Origin of the sequence: Streptomyces sp. NPDC015139, assembly GCF_043079785.1 — a bacterium.
Classification (GTDB): Bacteria; Actinomycetota; Actinomycetes; order Streptomycetales; family Streptomycetaceae; genus Streptomyces; species Streptomyces albidocamelliae.
Genome location: NZ_JBIBUW010000003.1, coordinates 125,748 through 145,290 on the forward strand (window position 1 = coordinate 125,748; position 19,543 = coordinate 145,290).

At 72.9% G+C, this 19,543-nt stretch carries 19 protein-coding genes; 14 read left to right on the forward strand and 5 right to left on the reverse strand.

All coding sequences use genetic code 11. The features are described from left to right. Window positions 1-22 precede the first annotated feature (22 nt). The 3 genes from ACF08B_RS09400 (at window position 23) to ACF08B_RS09410 (ending at window position 3,459) form a co-directional block, all read left to right on the forward strand. A complete protein-coding gene (locus ACF08B_RS09400) occupies window positions 23-496 on the forward strand; it encodes a GNAT family N-acetyltransferase (RefSeq protein WP_392316811.1) in 474 nt (157 codons plus the stop codon). A 19-nt stretch (window positions 497-515) separates the two neighbouring features. Beyond that, window positions 516-1,343, forward strand: a complete 828-nt coding sequence (locus ACF08B_RS09405) for a serine hydrolase domain-containing protein (protein ID WP_392316812.1) — start codon at window positions 516-518, stop codon at window positions 1,341-1,343. A gap of 64 nt (window positions 1,344-1,407) precedes the next feature. Further along, on the forward strand, window positions 1,408-3,459 hold the full coding sequence (locus tag ACF08B_RS09410) for a serine/threonine-protein kinase (RefSeq protein ID WP_392316813.1): 2,052 nt from the start codon (window positions 1,408-1,410) through the stop codon (window positions 3,457-3,459). Window positions 3,460-3,475: 16 nt separating this feature from the next. Here the strand turns inward: ACF08B_RS09410 and ACF08B_RS09415 are convergent, their stop codons facing one another. Further along, window positions 3,476-4,129, reverse strand: coding sequence for a pirin family protein (locus ACF08B_RS09415; protein ID WP_392317276.1), 654 nt, complete (start codon window positions 4,127-4,129; stop codon window positions 3,476-3,478). Between the two features lie 97 nt (window positions 4,130-4,226). Between ACF08B_RS09415 and ACF08B_RS09420 the strand changes: the two genes are divergently transcribed. From ACF08B_RS09420 to fabF, 5 genes are all read left to right on the forward strand, one after another. Then, a complete protein-coding gene (locus ACF08B_RS09420; RefSeq protein WP_392316814.1) occupies window positions 4,227-5,432 on the forward strand; it encodes a PucR family transcriptional regulator in 1,206 nt (401 codons plus the stop codon). 89 nt (window positions 5,433-5,521) lie between these two features. Continuing rightward, complete coding sequence (locus ACF08B_RS09425) at window positions 5,522-6,448, forward strand: ACP S-malonyltransferase (protein ID WP_392316815.1); 927 nt, start codon at window positions 5,522-5,524, stop codon at window positions 6,446-6,448. A gap of 10 nt (window positions 6,449-6,458) precedes the next feature. Then, a complete protein-coding gene (locus tag ACF08B_RS09430; RefSeq protein WP_392316816.1) occupies window positions 6,459-7,490 on the forward strand; it encodes a ketoacyl-ACP synthase III in 1,032 nt (343 codons plus the stop codon). Window positions 7,491-7,595: 105 nt separating this feature from the next. Then, the gene (locus tag ACF08B_RS09435; RefSeq protein WP_018545314.1) at window positions 7,596-7,844 is read left to right on the forward strand and encodes an acyl carrier protein; all 249 of its coding nucleotides are present in this window, start codon (window positions 7,596-7,598) and stop codon (window positions 7,842-7,844) included. A gap of 85 nt (window positions 7,845-7,929) precedes the next feature. Next, complete coding sequence (gene fabF, locus ACF08B_RS09440) at window positions 7,930-9,192, forward strand: beta-ketoacyl-ACP synthase II (protein ID WP_392316817.1); 1,263 nt, start codon at window positions 7,930-7,932, stop codon at window positions 9,190-9,192. Window positions 9,193-9,259: 67 nt separating this feature from the next. On the opposite strand, the gene ACF08B_RS09445 is transcribed toward fabF, so the two are convergent. Continuing rightward, a complete protein-coding gene (locus tag ACF08B_RS09445; RefSeq protein WP_073893621.1) occupies window positions 9,260-9,754 on the reverse strand; it encodes a DUF3145 domain-containing protein in 495 nt (164 codons plus the stop codon). A 285-nt stretch (window positions 9,755-10,039) separates the two neighbouring features. Between ACF08B_RS09445 and ACF08B_RS09450 the strand changes: the two genes are divergently transcribed. After that, window positions 10,040-10,933, forward strand: coding sequence for an SGNH/GDSL hydrolase family protein (locus ACF08B_RS09450; RefSeq protein WP_392316818.1), 894 nt, complete (start codon window positions 10,040-10,042; stop codon window positions 10,931-10,933). 25 nt (window positions 10,934-10,958) lie between these two features. Next, entirely contained in the window at window positions 10,959-11,936 is a 978-nt protein-coding gene (locus ACF08B_RS09455; protein ID WP_392316819.1) for an aldose epimerase family protein, read from the forward strand. A gap of 81 nt (window positions 11,937-12,017) precedes the next feature. Here ACF08B_RS09455 and ACF08B_RS09460 read toward each other — a convergent pair whose 3' ends face one another. After that, window positions 12,018-14,456 carry a glycoside hydrolase family 3 protein gene (locus tag ACF08B_RS09460; RefSeq protein WP_392316820.1) on the reverse strand — a complete coding sequence of 813 codons (2,439 nt, stop codon included), beginning with the start codon at window positions 14,454-14,456 and terminating at the stop codon, window positions 12,018-12,020. A 104-nt stretch (window positions 14,457-14,560) separates the two neighbouring features. On the opposite strand from ACF08B_RS09460, the gene ACF08B_RS09465 reads away from it, so the two are divergent. Both ACF08B_RS09465 and ACF08B_RS09470 read left to right on the forward strand, forming a co-directional pair. Beyond that, window positions 14,561-15,142, forward strand: coding sequence for a TetR/AcrR family transcriptional regulator (locus ACF08B_RS09465; RefSeq protein WP_392316821.1), 582 nt, complete (start codon window positions 14,561-14,563; stop codon window positions 15,140-15,142). A gap of 147 nt (window positions 15,143-15,289) precedes the next feature. Further along, window positions 15,290-16,567, forward strand: coding sequence for a pyroglutamyl peptidase (locus ACF08B_RS09470; protein ID WP_392316822.1), 1,278 nt, complete (start codon window positions 15,290-15,292; stop codon window positions 16,565-16,567). Between the two features lie 9 nt (window positions 16,568-16,576). On the opposite strand, the gene ACF08B_RS09475 is transcribed toward ACF08B_RS09470, so the two are convergent. Next, on the reverse strand, window positions 16,577-17,383 hold the full coding sequence (locus ACF08B_RS09475) for an EI24 domain-containing protein (protein ID WP_093480896.1): 807 nt from the start codon (window positions 17,381-17,383) through the stop codon (window positions 16,577-16,579). A 43-nt stretch (window positions 17,384-17,426) separates the two neighbouring features. After that, on the reverse strand, window positions 17,427-17,864 hold the full coding sequence (locus tag ACF08B_RS09480) for a MarR family winged helix-turn-helix transcriptional regulator (RefSeq protein WP_093477938.1): 438 nt from the start codon (window positions 17,862-17,864) through the stop codon (window positions 17,427-17,429). 100 nt (window positions 17,865-17,964) lie between these two features. On the opposite strand from ACF08B_RS09480, the gene ACF08B_RS09485 reads away from it, so the two are divergent. Next, window positions 17,965-18,987 carry an NADP-dependent oxidoreductase gene (locus ACF08B_RS09485; protein ID WP_392316823.1) on the forward strand — a complete coding sequence of 341 codons (1,023 nt, stop codon included), beginning with the start codon at window positions 17,965-17,967 and terminating at the stop codon, window positions 18,985-18,987. 99 nt (window positions 18,988-19,086) lie between these two features. Beyond that, window positions 19,087-19,506 carry an organic hydroperoxide resistance protein gene (locus ACF08B_RS09490; protein ID WP_392316824.1) on the forward strand — a complete coding sequence of 140 codons (420 nt, stop codon included), beginning with the start codon at window positions 19,087-19,089 and terminating at the stop codon, window positions 19,504-19,506. Window positions 19,507-19,543 lie beyond the last annotated feature (37 nt).

Below are 19,543 nucleotides of genomic sequence, written 5' to 3' on the forward strand. Positions count from 1 at the left end.
GCCGGTGATTAGCGTGCGTCCCATGAGTCTCGTACGACGGGCCCTGCCCGAGGACGCCGCCGAGGTCCTGCGTCTGCGGCAGGTGATGATCGATTCGATGTTCGCGCCGGGAGGCGGTCCGACCGACTGGCACGCGGAGTCCCTGCCGACGCTGCGGAGCCGGCTCGCCGACGCGGACGGGGACTTCGCCGCCTTCGTCGTCGAGCGTCCCGGCCGGCCCGGGACGCTGGCCGCGCTGGCGGCCGGGGCACTGGAGTACCGCATCGGGCGGACCGGCAATCCGCACGGGCGGGTCGGCCACGTCTTCAGCGTCGCCACCGACCCGGACGCCCGCCGGCGCGGCCACGCGCGCGCGTGCATGGAGGAACTTCTGGAGTGGTTCCGGGTGCGCGGGGCCCGGCAGGTCGACCTCAACGCCTCCGCCGCGGCCGAGCCGCTGTACGCCTCGCTCGGCTTCGTGCGCAAGCCCGACCCCTCGATGCGGCTGGAGCTGTGAGCCGCATAGGCTCGGCGGCATGTCGTTGCAGAGCCTGGCGCTGATCGAGAACTGGCCCGTCCCCACCGCCGCGGCGGGCGTCGTACGAGCCGACGGGACCGTCCTCGGCACCCACGGACCCGTCGGACACCGCTTCCCGCTCGCCTCGGTCACCAAGCCGCTGGCCGCCTACGCGGCGCTGGTCGCGTACGAGGAGGGGGCGGTCGAGCTGGACGAGCCGGCCGGCCCGCCCGGGTCCACGGTCCGGCATCTGCTCGCGCACACCTCCGGTCTTGCCTTCGACGAGCACCGGGTGACCGCCCCGCCCGGGGAGCGGCGGCTGTACTCCAACGCCGGGTTCGAGCAGCTGGGGGACCACATCGCCAAGGCGACGGACATCCCGTTCGCGGAGTACCTGCGGCAGGCCGTGCTGGAGCCTCTGGGGATGACGGCCACCTCGCTGGAGGGGTCCCCGGCCCGGGACGGCGTCTCGACGGTCGAGGACCTGCTGCGGTTCGCGGCGGAGGTGCAGACGCCGCGGCTGCTGGACCCCCGCACGGTCGCGGACGCGATGACCGTGCAGTACCCGGGCACCAAGGGCGTGCTGCCGGGGTACGGGCACCAGAACCCCAACGACTGGGGGCTCGGTTTCGAGATCCGCGACGGCAAGTCCCCGCACTGGACCGGCGGTTCCTCCTCGCCGCGGACCTTCGGCCACTTCGGGCAGTCCGGTACGTTCCTGTGGCTCGACCCCGACGCCGGGCTGGCCGCCGTCGCCCTGACGGACCGGGCGTTCGGACCCTGGGCCGTCGAGGTGTGGCCGGTGTTCACGGACGCGGTCCTTGGCGAGACACGCGGCGCGCACTGATCGGTGTCCGCTAACCTCCCCCGTGCACAAGCGAATTACCGGCACAGGGCATCGGGGGTAAGTGATGGGCGGCGTGCAGACGGACGGCCAGTTCCGGCCGTTGGAGAGCGGTGACCCACAGGCGGTGGCGGCCTACCGGCTCGCGGCACGCCTCGGATCCGGCGGCATGGGCACGGTGTACCTGTCGTACACCCCGGGCGGGCACCCGATCGCCCTCAAGACGATCCGGCCGGAGCTGAGCGAGCACCCCGAGTTCCGCCGCAGGTTCCGGCAGGAGGTCCAGGCCGCGCAGCGCGTCCAGGGCCTGTACACCGCGCCGGTCATCGACTACGACACCGAGGGCGAGCGGCCCTGGCTGGCCACCGCCTACGTGCCGGGCCCCTCGCTGGCGGCGGCCGTCACCGAGCACGGCCCGCTCCCCGTGCCCACCCTGCTCCTGCTCGTCGCGGGTGTCGCCGAGGCGCTGTCGGTCATCCACGCCGCGGGCATCGTGCACCGTGACCTGAAGCCGTCCAACGTGCTGCTCGCCGGGGACGGCCCCCGGGTCATCGACTTCGGCATCGCGCGGGCCACCGACGCCACCGCGCTCACCGGCACCGGCGTCTCCGTCGGCACCCCCGCCTTCATGTCGCCCGAGCAGGCCGCCGGGCGGGAGATCACCCCCGCCTCGGACGTGTTCGCGCTCGGCCAGGTCGCCGCGTTCGCGGCCCGCGGCTCCGGCGCCTACGGCGACGGGCCCTCGCACGCCGTGCTGTACCGGATCGTCCACGAGGAGCCGGACCTCGGCGGCCTCCCGGACGCCCTCGGGTTCATCGCCCGCTGCCTGGCGAAGGACCCGGCGGACCGGCCGTCCCCGGCGGAGATCATCACGCTGTGCCAGGAGGCGTCCCCGGGCGGACTGCGCCAGTCCGGGGAGTGGCTGCCTGCGGCCATCGGCACGCAGATCACCCGGCGGGTCTCGGCGTCCGCCGCGCTGGCGGCCCAGCCCGCCGCCCCCACCCAGGCCCCGCCCGCGACCGCGCCGGTGACCCAGCCGGCCGCGGGGGTGCCGCCGCTCCCCGCGACCGCACCGGTGACTCGGCCCGACACCGCGATGCCGGCACCGCCGGCCACCCCGCCCACGGGCACGCCCACCGCTGCGGTGCCGGCGCCGCCGCCGACCGCTCCGGTGACCCACGCCGACCAGCCGGCCCCGCACGCCATGCCGACGGTGTCCGCCAGCCCCGCCCCGCCGGCCACCGCACCGCACACCCCGCCGCCGACGCCCGCGCAGCACACGCCGGTGCCTGCCGCCGCCTCCCCCACCCCGCCGCCCGCGGCCGCGCACCACACCCCGGCGCAGCACACCACGGTGCCCCCGCAGTCGTACGGCCCGCCGGCCGCGGCCGGACCGGCCGCTCCGTGGCCCGGGGCCCAGCCGCAGCCGGGTCCGCGTCCGAAGCCGAAGCGCAAGGGACGGCTCGGAGTGATTGCCGCGGTCGTCGTGGCGGCGGTGCTGGTCGGCGGTGGCGCAGCCGTGTACCTGACCCAGATGGGCAAGGACACGAAGGACAAGGCCGCCGACAGCTCCGCGAAGGGCTCGGCCGCGCACTCCGGCGCCTCACCGGACGCGACCCCCGGCACGGACTCCGGCTCGGGTTCCGGCTCCGGCTCGGACTCCGGCTCGGCGGTCGGTTCCTCGGCCCGGCCCGACCCCGAGCCGATCAGCTTCAAGGGCATCGACATCCCGATGAACTACTACGTGCGGTTCGCGGACTCGCCGCCCAAGCCGCTCTACGACGACGTCGGCGCCCGGTACGTCGACGACGCCGACCTGTTCTACGAGAGCGGCAGCTTCGACGACGAGAAGGTCCTCGGCAGCAGCGGCAAGAAGATCGTCCTGCTGAACAACGCGCAGCAGGGCTCGCTCGACACCTGCCGGACCGAGACCCGGTACGCCGAGCAGGCCAAGCTCTCGCAGCTGTCCCGGGGTTCGCAGCTGTGCGTGCACACCACCTCCGGGCACATCGCCCTGGTCACCTTCCAGGGCACCGCCCCCAAGTCCGACCTGGGCGACTACATGACGGTGGACGTCACGGTGTGGCGCAACGCCGAGGAGCCGTCCACCAAGGAATGAGCGGGCGCGGCGGGGCTCACCGCGACAGCTCCCACAGCAGCACTTCCGCCGCTGTGACCCCCGCCACCTCCAGGCCCTTCGCCCCGGTGATCCGCGCCGCGTCGCCGGGGCGCAGTTCCTCGCCCGCGAGCCGTACGTCCCCGCGCACCACGTGCGCGTACACGTACGCGGCGTCCGGTACGGCGGCCCGCTCCCCCGGTGCCAGGCGGCGCACGTGCAGCAGGGCGGCGGCCCCGGCGACGGCGTACGGCGTGGAGTCGGCGATGCCGGGGACCAGTTCGTAGGCGGGGGCGCCGCCCGGGGCCGACGGGGCCAGCCAGGTCTGGACGAAGGTGAGCGGGCCGGCGCCGTCGTTGCGTTCCACGTGCCGGACGCCCGCCGCCGAGCTGAGGTGCTGGACGTCGCCGGGGCGCACCGTCGTCTCGTGCCCGGCGGAGTCGCGGTGGGTCAGTTCGCCCTCGACCACCCAGGTCACGATCTCGGTGTGGCTGTGCGGGTGTTCGTCGAAACCCGCCCCCGGCGCCAGCCGCTCCTCGTTGCAGGCGATCATCGCGCCGAAGCGCAGATTGTCCGGGTCGTAGTGCGGGCCGAAGGAGAAGGCGTGGTGGGAGTCGATCCCCGCCCCGGGGTCCCCTCCGCGGTAGCGCTCACCGGCGCGCCGAACGTCCATCACGGACACCACGGTAGTCGCCGCCGCGAAGGTCCCGGTACGGGCAACCATGACCCGGCAGCGCACCCCGGCGTCCGGATAAGGCAGTCTTGTCCCCGTGCCCGAACCCGAATCCCACAGCAGCGATCCCGCAGCACACGGCGTCCATCCGCACGCCGCGACCCTGAAGCGGCTGGAGAAGTCCTCCGGGAGTCTCGCGGCGCAGGCCATCGCGCGCATGGACGAGACCCTGTCGTGGTACCGGGCCATGCCCCCGGAGAACCGTTCCTGGATCGGGCTCGTGGCGCAGGCGGGCATCGCGGCCTTCACGGAGTGGTTCCGGCACCCGGACGCCCCGCAGGCGATCTCGACCGACGTCTTCGGCACCGCGCCGCGCGAGCTGACGCGGGCGATCACGCTGCGGCAGACCGTGGAGATGGTGCGGACCACCATCGAGGTCATGGAGAGCGCCATCGAGGAGGTGGCCGCGCCGGGCGACGAGAGCGTGCTGCGCGAGGCGCTGCTCGTGTACGCCCGGGAGATCGCCTTCGCCACCGCCCAGGTGTACGCGCAGGCCGCCGAGGCACGCGGTGCCTGGGACGCGCGGCTGGAGTCGCTCGTGGTGAACGCGGTGCTCAGCGGCGAGGCCGACGAGGGCGCCGTCAGCCGGGCCGCGGCGCTCGGCTGGAACTCGCCGGAGCACGTGTGCGTGGTGCTCGGCACCGCGCCCGACGGGGACAGCGAGCTGACCGTCGAGGCGATCCGGCGGGCCGCCCGGCACGCCAAGCTGCAGGTGCTCACCGGGGTCCTGGGGGCGCGGCTCGTCGTCATCGCCGGCGGCAGCGACAATCCGCTCGCGGTCGCCAAGTCGCTGATCGGGCCGTTCGCAGCGGGACCGGTCGTCGCGGGGCCCGTCGTCCCCGATCTGCTGGCCGCCACGCGGTCCGCGCAGGCCGCCGCCGCGGGCCTGAAGGCGTGTTCCGCCTGGCAGGACGCCCCGAGGCCGGTTCTGGCGGACGATCTGCTGCCGGAGCGGGCGATCGCAGGCGATCCGGGCGCCCGAGAGCAGCTGGTGGAGGAGATCTACAGACCACTGGAGGAAGCGGGCTCGGCGCTCCTCGAAACGTTGAGTGTCTACCTGGAGCAGGCGAGCAGCCTGGAAGGCGCGGCCCGCATGCTCTTCGTTCACCCGAACACCGTGCGCTACCGGCTCCGACGTGTGACTGATGTCACCGGCTGGTCGCCATCGGATGTACGATCCGCGTTCACACTGCGGATCGCGCTCATCCTGGGGCGTCTGGCCGATGGTGAAGCCCCGGCATAGGGTTTTGTGGGGGGCCCACAAAAGCCCCCCGTGTTCTTCGTCCCTGTCCCCACGGGCGGCCGTGGCCGTCCCCAAGAGAGAGTGTGAGAGTGCTCGTACTCGTCGCTCCCGGCCAGGGCGCCCAGACGCCCGGCTTCCTGACTCCCTGGCTCGACCTCCCCGGTGCCGCCGACCGCGTCGCCGCGTGGTCCGACGTCATCGGACTGGACCTGGTCCACTACGGCACCCAGGCCGACGCCGACGCCATCCGCGACACCGCGGTGGCCCAGCCGCTGCTCGTCGCCGCCGGACTGCTGTCCGCCGCGGCACTCGGTGACACCTCCGAGATCGCCCCGGGTGCCGTCGCCGGCCACAGTGTCGGCGAGATCACCGCCGCCGCCTTCGCCGGGGTCCTGGACGACACCGCCGCGCTCGCTCTCGTCCGCAAGCGGGGCCTGGCCATGGCCGACGCCGCCGCGATCACCGAGACCGGCATGTCGGCGCTGCTCGGCGGCGACCCGGAGACGTCCGTCGCGCACCTGGAGAGGCTGGGCCTGACCCCGGCGAACATCAACGGCGCGGGCCAGATCGTCGCCGCCGGCACGCTGGAGCAGCTGGCCGCGCTGAACGAGGACAAGCCCGAGGGTGTCCGCAAGGTCGTCCCGCTGAAGGTCGCCGGTGCCTTCCACACGCGCCACATGGCCCCGGCCGTCGAGACCCTGGCCAAGGCCGCCGCGGAGCTCGCGCCCGCCGACCCGAAGGTCCCCTACGTCTCGAACAAGGACGGCCGGACCGTCGCGAACGGCGCCGAGGTGCTGGAGCGGCTCGTCGGCCAGGTCGCCAACCCCGTGCGCTGGGACCTGTGCATGGAGACCTTCAAGGAGCTGGGCGTCACCGCGCTCATCGAGGTGTGCCCGGGCGGCACCCTGACCGGCCTGGCCAAGCGCGCCCTGCCCGGCGTGAAGACGCTGGCCCTCAAGACCCCCGACGACCTCGACGCGGCCCGCGAGCTCATTGCCGAGCACGCAGGGGCCTAAGGAGCCGTACATGGCGAAGATCAAGCCCAGCAAGGGTGCCCCGTACGCGCGCATCCTCGGCGTCGGCGGCTACCGGCCGACCCGCGTCGTGCCCAACGACGTGATCCTCGAGAAGATCGACTCGTCCGACGAGTGGATCCGCTCGCGTTCCGGCATCGAGACCCGGCACTGGGCGGGTCCCGAGGAGACGGTCGCCGCGATGTCCGTCGAGGCCGCCGGCAAGGCGATCGCCGACGCGGGCATCGACGCCGAGCAGATCGGCGCCGTGGTCGTCTCGACCGTCTCGCACTTCAGCCAGACCCCCGCCGTCGCCACCGAGATCGCCGACAAGCTGGGCACCGACAAGGCCGCCGCCTTCGACATCTCGGCCGGCTGCGCGGGCTTCGGCTACGGCCTGACCCTCGCCAAGGGCATGGTGGTGGAAGGTTCCGCCGAGTACGTGCTCGTGATCGGTGTGGAGCGGCTGAGCGACCTGACCGACCTGGAGGACCGGGCCACGGCCTTCCTGTTCGGCGACGGCGCCGGCGCGGTCGTCGTCGGACCCTCGCAGGAGCCGGCCATCGGCCCGACCGTGTGGGGCTCGGAGGGCGACAAGTCCGGCACGATCAAGCAGACCGTCCCCTGGGACCGGTTCCGGATCGGCGACCTCACCGAACTGCCGCTCGACAGCGAGGGCAACGTCAAGTTCCCTGCGATCACGCAGGAGGGCCAGGCGGTGTTCCGCTGGGCCGTGTTCGAGATGGCGAAGGTCGCCCAGCAGGCGCTGGACGCGGCCGGAATCAACCCGGACGACCTCGACGTCTTCATCCCGCACCAGGCCAACGTGCGGATCATCGACTCGATGGTGAAGACGCTGAAGCTGCCGGAGCACGTCACGGTCGCCCGTGACATCCGCACCACCGGCAACACCTCGGCCGCCTCGATCCCGCTCGCGATGGAGCGGCTCCTGGCGACCGGGGAGGCGAAGAGTGGCGACACCGCGCTCGTCATCGGATTCGGGGCGGGTCTCGTCTACGCCGCCACGGTCGTTACCCTCCCCTAGGCACTCCGTGCCGGATCCTGCGATCCGGTGCGGGAGCAGCACCATCCGCCGCTGTAGCGGCGGACGCCGTAAAACCGTCTGGAATATCAAGAAGGAGCGCCTGACATGGCCGCCACTCAGGAAGAGATCGTCGCCGGTCTCGCCGAGATCGTGAACGAGATCGCCGGGATCCCCACCGAGGACGTCCAGCTGGACAAGTCCTTCACCGACGACCTGGACGTCGACTCGCTGTCCATGGTCGAGGTCGTCGTCGCCGCCGAGGAGCGCTTCGACGTGAAGATCCCGGACGAGGACGTCAAGAACCTCAAGACGGTCGGCGACGCGACCGACTACATCCTCAAGCACCAGGCCTGAGCCACCCTCTAGGCCCCAGGCTGCAAGGCCCCGCCACCCGGCGGTGGCGCCGTAGAATCCCGCATCCGTTGGAGAAAGAATTCCCGTGAGCCCGACCAATCGCACCGTGGTCGTCACCGGTATCGGCGCAACCACACCGCTGGGTGGCGACGCAGCTTCCACCTGGGAGGGTCTGCTCGCCGGCAAGTCCGGCGTCAGCCTCCTGAAGCAGGAGTGGGCGGCCGAACTGCCCGTCCGCATCGCCGCGCAGATCGCCGTCGAGCCGGGCGAGATCATCCCCCGCCCGCAGGCCCGCAAGCTGGACCGGTCCGCGCAGTTCGCGCTGATCGCCGCCCAGGAGGCCTGGAAGGACGCCGGCTTCACCGCCAGGGCCGGTGAGGACTCCTCGGTGAACCCCGACCGCCTCGGTGCGGTCATCGCCTCCGGCATCGGTGGCGTGACGACCCTCCTGGACCAGTACGACGTGCTCAAGGAGAAGGGCGTACGCCGCGTCTCCCCGCACACCGTGCCGATGCTGATGCCCAACTCCCCGGCGGCCAACGTCGGGATCGAGCTGGGTGCCCGGGCCGGTGTGCACACCCCCGTCTCGGCCTGCGCCTCGGGCGCGGAGGCCATCGGGTACGCGATCGAGATGATCCGCACCGGGCGTGCGGACGTGGTCGTGGCCGGTGGTACCGAGGCCGCCATCCACCCGCTGCCCATCGCCGCGTTCGGCAACATGATGGCGATGTCCAAGAACAACGACGACCCGCAGGGCGCGTCCCGTCCCTACGACTCCGGCCGTGACGGCTTCGTGCTCGGCGAGGGCGCCGGTGTGATCGTGCTGGAGTCCGAGGAGCACGCGAAGGCCCGCGGCGCGCGGATCTACGCCGAGGCCGTCGGACAGGGCATCTCCGCGGACAGCCACCACATCACGCAGCCGGAGCCGTCCGGCAACGGCATCGCGCACGCGCTGCAGAACCTGCTGGACAACACGGACCTGAAGCCGGCCGAGATCGTGCACGTGAACGCGCACGCCACGTCGACGCCGCAGGGCGACGTCGCGGAGATCAAGGCGCTGCGCAAGGTGTTCGGCGACGACGTCGACCACATGGCCATCTCGGCGACCAAGTCGATGACGGGTCACCTGCTCGGTGGTGCCGGCGGTATCGAGACCGTCGCGTCGATCCTGGCGCTGGTGAACCGTACGGCTCCGCCGACCATCAACGTGCGCGAGCTCGACGCCGAGGTCAACGCGGACGTGGTCGTCGGTGAGCCGCGGACCCTCCCCGAGGGCCGTATCGCCGCGCTGAACGACTCCTTCGGCTTCGGCGGTCACAACGTGGTCCTGGCGTTCCGGACCATCTGACGGACCCACGCGAAGGGCCCCCACCGGCTGGTGGGGGCCCTTTCGTCGGATCCGGGGGGTGCGGTGCTCACACCACCTGGTGCAGCCACCGCACCGGAGCTCCCTCGCCCGCGTAGCGGAAGGGCTCCAGTTCGTCGTCCCACGGCTTGCCGAGGAGCTTGGCGATCTCCGCCTCCAGGTCCGTCTCGCCGCGCTGGGAGCGGGTGAGCGCCGCGCGCAGGCGGTCCTCGGGGATGAGGATGTCGCCGTGGATGCCGGTGACGGCGTGGTAGATGCCGAGGTCGGGGGTGCAGCTGTAGCGCTCGCCCTCGGCGGTCGCGCAGGGCTCGGCGGTCACCTCGAAGCGCAGCAGGTGCCAGCCGCGCAGCGCCGAGGCGAGCTTGGAGGCCGTGCCGGCCTCGCCCTGCCAGGAGAACTCCGAGCGCCAGGTTCCGGGGGCCGCGGGCTGCCGGATCCAGTCGAGGCCGACGCGCGTGCCGAGCACCCCGGCGACGGCCCACTCGACGTGCGGGCACAGCGCGCGCGGCGCGGAGTGCACGTACAGAACTCCACGTGTCGTCACCGGAACCTCCGGGCAGAGCGGGACATCTTGCGGACTGGCTGGGCGGCTGTGGCGCGACGGCCGCGTTGATGGCGAGGCTACCCTGCGGCGGCGCAAGGAGTGTGACGTACCGTCGGTCCCGGTGCCAGGAAACCCCCGCCATTCACCCAGGGGGACGCTTGTACGGGGGTGCTCCGTTCCCGCGCGCCCGGCCGGGAACCCCCGCACGTTGTTATGGGAGGAAGCACCGGGCGAAGTCCGAGGAAGCACCGGGCGCCGGGACCACGACGAGGGGATCACCAGGGGATGCGGAAGCGAAGCGGCCGTACGCGGGCGGCACTCGCGGTCGTGGCGGCCGCCGTGCTCGGCCTCGCCGGATGCGACGCGGGCGGCGGGGGCGCGCCGGCCGCCGAGCGCACGAAGGCCCGGGCCGCGAATCCGGCCCCGGTGTGGGACCGCAGCCCGGACTCGATCGCCGCGGTCGGCGACTCCATCACGCGCGGCTTCGACGCGTGCACGGTGCTGTCGGACTGCCCCGAGGTGTCGTGGGCGACGGGCAGCGACGCCAAGGTGGACAGCCTGGCGGTGCGGCTGCTCGGGGTGACCGGGGCGGCGGAGCGCAGCTGGAACTACGCGGTGACCGGTGCCCGGATGGCCGACCTGCCCGAGCAGATGGCCCAGGCGGCGGGGCGCGGCCCGGACCTGGTGACGGTGATGGTGGGCGCGAACGACGCCTGCCGGGCGTCGGCGTCGGCGATGACCCCGGTGGCCGGATTCCGCGCGGACTTCGAGGAGGCCCTGGGCACGCTGCGTTCGGTGCTGCCGAAGGCGCAGGTGTACGTGGCGAGCGTGCCGAACCTGAAGCGGCTGTGGTCCGAGGGCCGGGTCAATCCGCTGGGCAAGCAGGTGTGGCAGCTGGGCATCTGCCCGTCGATGCTGGCCGACGCGGACGATCTGACCAGCGCGGCGACCCTGCGCCGGGACCGGGTGCAGCAGCGGGTGGTGGAGTACAACCGGGTGCTGAAGGAGGTCTGCGCGAAGGACCGCCGCTGCCGTTTCGACGGCAACGCGGTCTACGACTACGACTTCGGCACCGATCAGCTCAGCCACTGGGACTGGTTCCACCCCAGCAAGGACGGCCAGGCCCGGCTGGCGTCGATCGCCTATCGGACGATCACGGCATCGCGTCCGGTCGGTTAGCCGCCGGTCGCCTACTGTTTTCCACATGAGCGAACTATTCGGCACACTTTCCGACGGCACCGAGGTTCACCGCTGGACGCTGGAGCGCGCCGGGACACGTGTGGAGGTCCTGACCTACGGCGGGATCGTGCGGTCGGTCGAGATCCCCGACCGGGCGGGGCGCACGGCGGACGTGGTGCTGGGGTTCGCCGACCTGGACGGCTACGTCGGGCATCCGGATCCGTTCCTCGGGGCCCTGGTCGGCCGGTACGCCAACCGGATCGCGGGCGCCCGCTTCGAGCTGGACGGCCGGGCCCACGCGCTGGAGGCGAACGACGGCCCGAACTGCCTGCACGGCGGGAGCCACGGCTTCGACAAGCGGGTGTGGGACGCGGAGCCGGTGGCGGACGGGGTGCGGCTGAGCCGGGTGAGCGCGCACGGCGAGGAGGGCTTCCCGGGGCGCCTGGAGATGTCGGCGACGTACACCCTCGACGCGTCCGGTGCGCTGCACATCGCCTACGGGGCGGTGACGGACGCGCCGACGGTGGTCAATCCGACCAACCACAGCTACTTCAACCTGGCGGGCCACTACACGGGCCACGCGGGCGACCACCAGCTGCGGCTCGCCGCTTCCCGGTACACCCCGGTCGACGCCGACCTGATCCCGGCCGGGCCGTCGCAGGACGTGGCCGGTTCCCGCTTCGACTTCCGCGAGGCCCGCGAGGTCGGCTCGGGCTACGACCACAACTTCGTCCTGGACAAGGGGGTCACCCGGGCGCCGCATGAGGTCGCCGAGCTGCACGACCCGGCCTCGGGGCGGACCCTGACGGTGGCGACGACCGAGCCGGGCCTCCAGCTCTACACGGGCGACCATCTGTCGGACCCGTTCGCGCCGGGCGACGGCATCGCCCTGGAGACCCAGCACTTCCCCGACTCCCCGAACCGCCCGGACTTCCCGAGCACCGTGCTGCGGCCGGGCGAGGTCTTCCACTCGGAGACGGTGTACGGCTTCTCGGCGCGCTGAGGCGCCGTCCGCGAAAGCGACGAGCCCCGGTCCGGGGGTCAGGTCCCGGACCGGGGCTGCTCGTGGGGGACTTGTCCCGGATCAGACGTTAATCGGCGCGGAGAGCCTGTGGTCGCCGGCGGAGCGTCCGACGGCGATCTCGTACGAACCCTTCACAAACGCCCACGACTTCGCCGTGTCGTCCCAGACCTCGAAGGTACGGCGCGGAAGTCCCACGGTCACTTCGACACTCTCACCGGGGCCGGCCTCGGCGGCGGCGAAGCCGGCCAGCCAGCGGGCCGGGCGTCCGGGGTCGGGCTCGGCCGGAGACAGGTAGATCTGGACGACCTCCCGGCCGGGCCGCTCGCCGGTGTTGCGGACGCGGACGCGGGCCGTGGTGCCCTCGACGTCGAGGGCCTCGTAGGTCCAGTCGGTGTAGCCGAGGCCGTGGCCGAAGGGGTACGCCGGGGTGCGGCCCGCCTTCTCCCAGGCGCGGTGGCCGATGAGGACTCCTTCGGTGTACGGCAGTTCGCCGCCGGCCGGGACGACCTGGGTGACCGGGGCGTCGGCGAGGGCGCCCCAGGTGGTGGGGAGCCGGCCGCAGGGCTCGTGGGCGCCGGTGAGGACGTCCGCGAGGGCGGCGCCGCCCTCCTGGCCGGGGAACCAGCCGAGCAGGACGGCGGCGACCTCGTCGCGCCAGGGCAGTTCCACCGGGGAGCCGGAGTTCACGACGACGACGGTGTTCGGGTTGGCGGCGGCGACGGCGCGGACCAGGTCGTCCTGGCGGCCGGGCAGCCGCAGGTCGGTGCGGTCGAAGCCCTCGGACTCCACGCGGTCGGTGGTGGCGACCACGACCACGGCCGTGTCGGCGTCGTGGGCGGCCTCGACGGCCTCGGCGATCAGCTCGTCGGGGTCGCGCTGCGGCCCGGCGTGGGCGAACGCGAAAGCGACGACCTTCACGGGGAGGCCGTCGGGCAGCCGGACGGCATGGGTGAGGGAGACGTCGACCGGTTCGCCCGCGGTGAGTTCCACCTGGGCGCGCGGCACGGGTGCGCCGAAGAGTGCCTCGAAGGGGGCGTCCTCGTCGGGGCGCTGGACGTCGTCGTAGTACGTGGTGCCGTCCACGGCGAGGGTGAAACCGCCGACGCCCTTGATGCCGAAGGTGTGCGGCCCGGACTCGCGCGGGGTGAAGGTGCCGGTCAGCTCGATGCTGTGGAGGCGGTCGTGGGTGACGCCGTCGGGGAGGTCGGAGCCCATCCACTGGATCAGGCCGCCGGGTGCGGAGCGGGTGCCGATGACGGTGCCGTCCGTGTCCCGGCAGACGGCGCGCAGGGCGAAGCCGCGTTCGGCCACGGCGAGTTCGGTGGCGGGGTCGGCTCCGACGGCGTAGCCGAGGGTGCCCTCGGGGAGGGCGGCGGTGAGGCCGTCGAGCGGGGAGACGACGCGGGCCGGGAAGACGGTGGCGGAGCCGCCGCCGAGGATGCGGGCGTCGCGGGCGGCGGCGCCGATCAGGGCCACCGTGCCCGCCCTCAGCGGGAGCGCGCCGCGCTCGTTGCGGACGAGGACGAAGGAGCGGCGGGCGATCTCGCGGGCCAGGGCCTCGCCGTCGACCGGCGCGGGCGGCTCGGTGACGACCGGTTCGGCGCCCCGCAGGATGCCCACGCGGGCGGCGAGGCGCAGTACCCGGCGGACGGCCGCGTCGACGGTGGCCTCGGCGACCCTGCCGTCCCGTACGGCCCGGGCGAGGGCCTCGCCGTAGACGGTCCGGGGGCCGGGCATGGCGACGTCCAGGCCGCCCTCGATAGCGCCGACCGTGTCGCGGGCCGCCGTCCAGTCGGAGACGTTGCAGCCGTCGAAGCCCCATTCGCCGCGCAGGACGTCACCGACCAGGTGGCGGTGCTCGGTCATCGTCGTGCCGTTGACCGAGTTGTAGGCGGTCATGACGCCCCAGGGGCGGGCGTTCTCCACGATGGCCTCGAAGGGGGCCAGGTACAGCTCGCGCAGGACGCGTTCGGGGATCAGGTTGTTCACGGTGAAGCGGTCCGTCTCGGCGTCGTTGCCGACGAAGTGCTTGACCGTGGTGCCGACGCCGCCGGACTGGACGCCGGTGACGTAGCCGGTGCCGATCCGGCCGGTCAGGTAGGGGTCCTCGCTGTAGCACTCGAAGTGCCGGCCGCCGAGCGGGGAGCGGTGCAGGTTGACCGTGGGCGCGAGCAGCACGTGGACGCCCTTGCGGCGGGCCTCCTGGGCGAGCAGCACGCCGGCCCGGTGGGCGAGTTCCGGATCCCAGGAGGCGGCGAGCGCGGTCGGCGAGGGCAGCGCGACGGAGGGGTCGTCGGCCGTCCAGCGCACCCCCCGGACCCCGATCGGGCCGTCCGACATGACCAGGGACTCCAGGCCGATCCCGGGCACGGCGGGCAGGGTCCACGTGTCCTGGCCGGCCAGCAGCCGGGTCTTGGTGTCGAGGTCGAGCCGCCGCAGCGCCGCCTCCACGACCGTCTCCCGGGCCTGGTCCGCTCGTCGCTCGTCCCTCTCCGTCACGGCGGTGCCTCCTCGCTGAAGTCCGTCGGGTGCCTCCCATCCTGCAGCCGCTACCTGTGGAGCGGTAGGTTTCGTTATCTTCCCGTTCCTTTCGGCTCGGGGGGATGTCGTACGGTGACGTCATGAGCGCGAGGGTCAGGAGCGAGGAGCGGCGTGCGGAGATCGTCGGGGCGGCCCTGGAGGTGATCGCCGAGCGCGGCTACCGCGGGGCGAGCCTGAGCGCGGTGGCCGAGCGGGTGGGGCTGACCCAGCAGGGGCTGCTGCACCACTTCCCCACCAAGGACGCCCTGCTGGTGGCCGTGCTCCAGGACCGGGACCGGTGGGACGCGGTGCCCGACACCCGGTGGCGGATGGACCTGCTGGTCTCGCTGGTCGAGTACAACGCGATGCGCCCGGCGATCGTCCAGACCTTCTCGGCGCTGCTCGGCGAGAGCGTGACGGAGGGGCATCCGGCGCGGGCGTACTTCACGGAGCGCTACGCGGGGGTCCGCGCGAGCATGACGGCCGTGCTGCGCGCGGAGTACGGCGACCGGCTGCCGAGCGGCCTCACCCCCGAGCGCGCCGCGCCGCTCCTGGTGGCGGTGATGGACGGTCTGCAGTACCAGTGGCTGCTGGACCCGGAGTCCGTCGACATGCCGGGCGCCTTCCGCGACTTCCTGCACCTGCTGGGCGAGCCGGTGGACTGAGCGGCCGCAGGCCGGCGCCGCCGCCGTACCGAACCGTATGCGCCCCGTGGCGTGAACCGCCCCGTGGCGCCGGTCACTTCCGTCACGCGATACTGCCGCAGTCCACCGCACCACGCGGCGCGCAGCGACGGAAGGACCCGAACTCCCGTGACATCCCGACGCGTTCGCCTCGGTCTGCTCGGACTGGCCCTGCTGACCGGGCTGTCCGGCCTGTCCGGACCCACCGCCACGGCATCGTCCGCCCCGGCGCCCGCGGCCCCCTCCCCCACGGCGGAGGAGCAGCGGCTCGACCGCGCCGTGCCGCGGGAGATCCTGCGCCGCTCGGGGTTCGACGACGTGGCCCCGCGGTTCGCCCGGGAGCTGGAGCGCGCGCACTCCTACGCCGAGGCCCGGAGCCTCGTCGCGCGGGAGGGCGCCGCGCTGTGGCGGCGGGCCGTGGACCGGGCGCAGGGCCGGGGCCCGGCGGGCGGCGACCTCAGCCGGGACGACGACCGGCCGCTGTACTGGGCGAGGCTGGAGCTGACGCGTGCCGTGCGCACCTGGGAGCCGGGGTTCGGGCTCACCGACCGGGACCGGGCGGCCCTGCTGGACCGGCTGGAGCGCGGCTCGCGCGGCCAGGACGGCATCCGCTACCCGGCGAAGGGGCAGCTGCGGCGGGTGCTGCTCACCGGGTTCGACCCGTTCACCCTGGACCGGGACATCCGGATCTCCAACCCGTCCGGGGCCACCGCGCTCGCGCTGGACGGCACGGTGATCGAGACGCCCGGGGGCCCGGCGCGCGTCGAGACGGCCGTGTTCCCCGTGCGCTGGGCGGACTTCGCGGCCGGCACGGTGGAGCGGACGCTGCGGCCGTATCTGCCGCGGGTGGATCTGTTCACCACCGTCAGCCAGGGCAGGGCCGGCCGGTTCGACGTCGAGCGCACCAACGGCGCCTGGCGGGGCGGGTTCCCGGACAACGACGAGGTCTCGCGCACGGAGTCCGTGCCGGTCGCCGATCCGGCCTCGCAGCCGCAGTGGACGAGCACGACCCTGCCGTACGCCGCCGTGGTCGCCGCGCACACGGGCCGCTTCCCGGTGTACGACCACACGGAGGTGACGGAGATCCCGGCCGGAGGCACCGCCGCGGTCGTACGGCCCGACGGGCCGACCGCCGGCTCCACGGCCCGTGCCGGGGGCGGCGGCGACTACCTCTCCAACGAGATCGCCTACCGGGCCACGCTGCTGCGGGACCGCCTCGGTCTGCACGACACCCTGCCCGGCGGCCATGTACACACACCGGTGCTGCAGTTCGGCGCCGGCAACACCGATCCGGCGACCGGCACGGTCACCGACCCGGAGTTCGTGCGCAACCGGCTCGACATCATCGGCCAGGTGCGGTCGATCGTGGCCGTGGCGCTCGGTGCGACGGAGCGGACACGGGGCTGAGCAGCCGGGTCACCGGCTGACGCCCTCCGCGTCGGGCCGGCCGTCCCGGGCTCCGGAGTCGTCGTCGGCGTTCTCCTCGCCCAGCAGGTCGCGGGCGAGGAGGGTGGCGCCCGCCACCGCGCCCGGCATCAGGAACACCGCGACGAACGGGACCAGGAAGGCGAGGCCCAGGGGGGTGCCGAAGCCCCAGACCAGCGTCTTGCGGGAGCGGAGCAGGGCGAGCCGGGAGCGCAGTTCGACACCCCGGCGCTGCAGGGCCACGGCGGCCAGTTCCTCGGTGAGGAAGAAGCCGGTCACGAAGAAGCCGAGCACCGGTACGGCGGTCTGGCCGACGAACGGCAGGAAGCCGAGGGCGAAGAGCAGCACGCCCCACACCAGGGCCCGGACGAGGACGCGCAGGCTGTCGCGGCCGGAGATCCACAGTTCGCGCCAGAGCGGGAGGTCGGAGCGCGGGGCGGTGCCGTCGGGCGAGACGTCGGCGTCGACCTGCTCCGACAGGTTCTCGTAGAAGGGCTGGCCGACCAGCAGGGTGACGGCGGTGAAGGTGAGCACGGCCAGCAGCAGTCCGAGCGCGAACAGGACGGCCGTGAGGAAGCCGCGGAACAGGCCCTGCCAGGGGCTGGACCAGTCGTCGGCGAACGGGGTCGCCCAGACGACGCCGTCCTCGCCCCACACGGCGAGCGCCACCAGCGCCCCCGCGTAGAGCACGAGCGTGATCAGACCGGGCAGCAGGCCGAAGCCGTAGCTGCGCCCGTGCCGGGCCACCCACCGCTGGCCCTTCACCAAGTAACCGAACCCCGCCCCGAGATCACGCATGCCGAAGACCTTACCGAAGGACTCGGACACCGGCAGGGGCCGGTCAGGCGTCCAGCATGCGGCGCAGGAGGTCGCGCAGCGAGCGGCGTTCGTCGGCGGAGAGACCGGCCAGGGGCTCGCGGGCGAAGCGCAGGCCCTCGCGCAGTTCGCGGGCGACCCGCAGACCCTCGTCGGTGGCCACGGCCAGCTTCACCCGGCGGTCGGCCGGGTCGGGACGGCGCTCCACCAGGCCGCGCGTCTCCAGGCGGTCCACGATCCCGGTCACGTTCGACGGCTCGCACTTGAGCTTGTGGGCGAGCTTGCGCATGGGCAGCGGCTCCACGGAGAGCAGGCTGAGGAGACGGGCCTGCGGGCCGGTCAGCGTGTGCTCGCCGGCCGCCTCCTCGTAGTCCGTGTAGAAGCGGGCGACGACGTCACCGATCAGCTCGACGACCTCCATGGTGAGGGCGTCGACGCGGTGGGTCTTCGATGGGGTGGACATGCTCACCAGGATACCCGGTTACTTGACATCATGAAATATTCAGGTGCAGGGTTGTTTCAGGTTCTGAAACGTCTGCACCGTCCCAGGAAGGTCACGCACCATGTCCGAGTCCCCCGCACTTCCCGCCGTAAGCCGCGAGTGGCACCTGCTCAGCCGCCCGGTCGGCTGGCCGAAGCCCGAGGACTTCGCCCTCGTCGAGGCGCCCGTCCCGACCCCGGGCGAGGGCCAGGTGCTGGTGCGCAACACGTACGTCTCCGTCGACCCGTACATGCGGGGCCGGATGTCGGCCGCGAAGTCGTACGCCGCCCCCTACGAGCTGGGCAAGGCCATGCAGGGCGGCGCGGTGGGCGAGGTCGTCGCCTCGAACGCCGAGGGCCTCTCCGTCGGCGACCACGTCCTGCACTTCTTCGGCTGGCGCGAGTACGCGGCCCTGGACGCGCAGCACGCCGTCAAGGTCGACGCCTCGGCCGCGCCGCTGTCGACGTACCTCGGCGTGCTCGGCATGACCGGCCTGACCGCGTACGCCGGACTGCTGCGCACCGCGTCCTTCAAGGAGGGCGACGTGGTGTTCGTCTCCGGCGCCGCGGGGGCCGTGGGCAGCCAGGTCGGGCAGATCGCCAAGCTCAAGGGCGCCTCCCGGGTCATCGGCTCGGCCGGCTCCGACGAGAAGGTCAAGCTGCTGGTGGAGGAGTACGGCTTCGACGCCGCCTTCAACTACAAGAACGGCCCGGTGGCCGAGCAGCTGCGCGAGGCCGCGCCCGACGGCATCGACGTCTACTTCGACAACGTCGGCGGCGACCACCTGGAGGCGGCCATCGACTCCCTCAACCAGGGCGGCCGGATCGCGGTCTGCGGCATGATCTCGGTCTACAACAACACCGAGCCCGCCCCCGGTCCGAGGAACCTCGCCCGCCTGATCCAGACCCGCGGCCGTATCGAGGGCTTCCTGGTCGGCGACCACTACGACCTCCAGCAGCAGTTCGTCCAGGAGGTCGGCCCCTGGGTCGCCTCGGGCGCGCTGAAGTACCGCGAGACGGTCGTCGAGGGCATCGAGAACAACCTGGAGGCGTTCCTCGGCGTCCTGCGCGGCGACAACACCGGCAAGATGATCGTCAAGCTCTGACCCCTCTGGCCTGACTTTCCGTAATGCGGTAACTTTTTTCCGAAATCCGTCGCCGATCGTGGGCGCGAGTCGCGGCGGACCGACGAGGAGGACAACCGCATGCCCATTCAGCAGTCCGACGTCCTGTACACGGCTGTCGCCACGGCCGAGAACGGCCGGGACGGCCGTGTCGCCACCGACGACGGCAGGCTCGACGTCGTCGTGAACCCGCCCAAGGAGATGGGCGGCAGCGGCGCCGGCACCAACCCGGAGCAGCTGTTCGCCGCCGGCTACAGCGCCTGCTTCCAGGGCGCCCTCGCCGTGGTCGCCCGGCAGGAGGGCGCCGACGTCTCCGGCTCGACCGTCACCGCGAAGGTCGGCATCGGCAGGAACGACGACGGGTTCGGCATCATCGTGGAGATCTCGGCCGAGATCCCGGGTGTCTCCGCGGAGGCCGCCCGGGACCTGGTCGAGAAGGCGCACCAGGTGTGCCCGTACTCGAAGGCGACGCGGGGGAACATCAGCGTGACGCTGGCCTGACGGCCGTCGTTGCAGACACCGGAGGCCGCATCCCTGG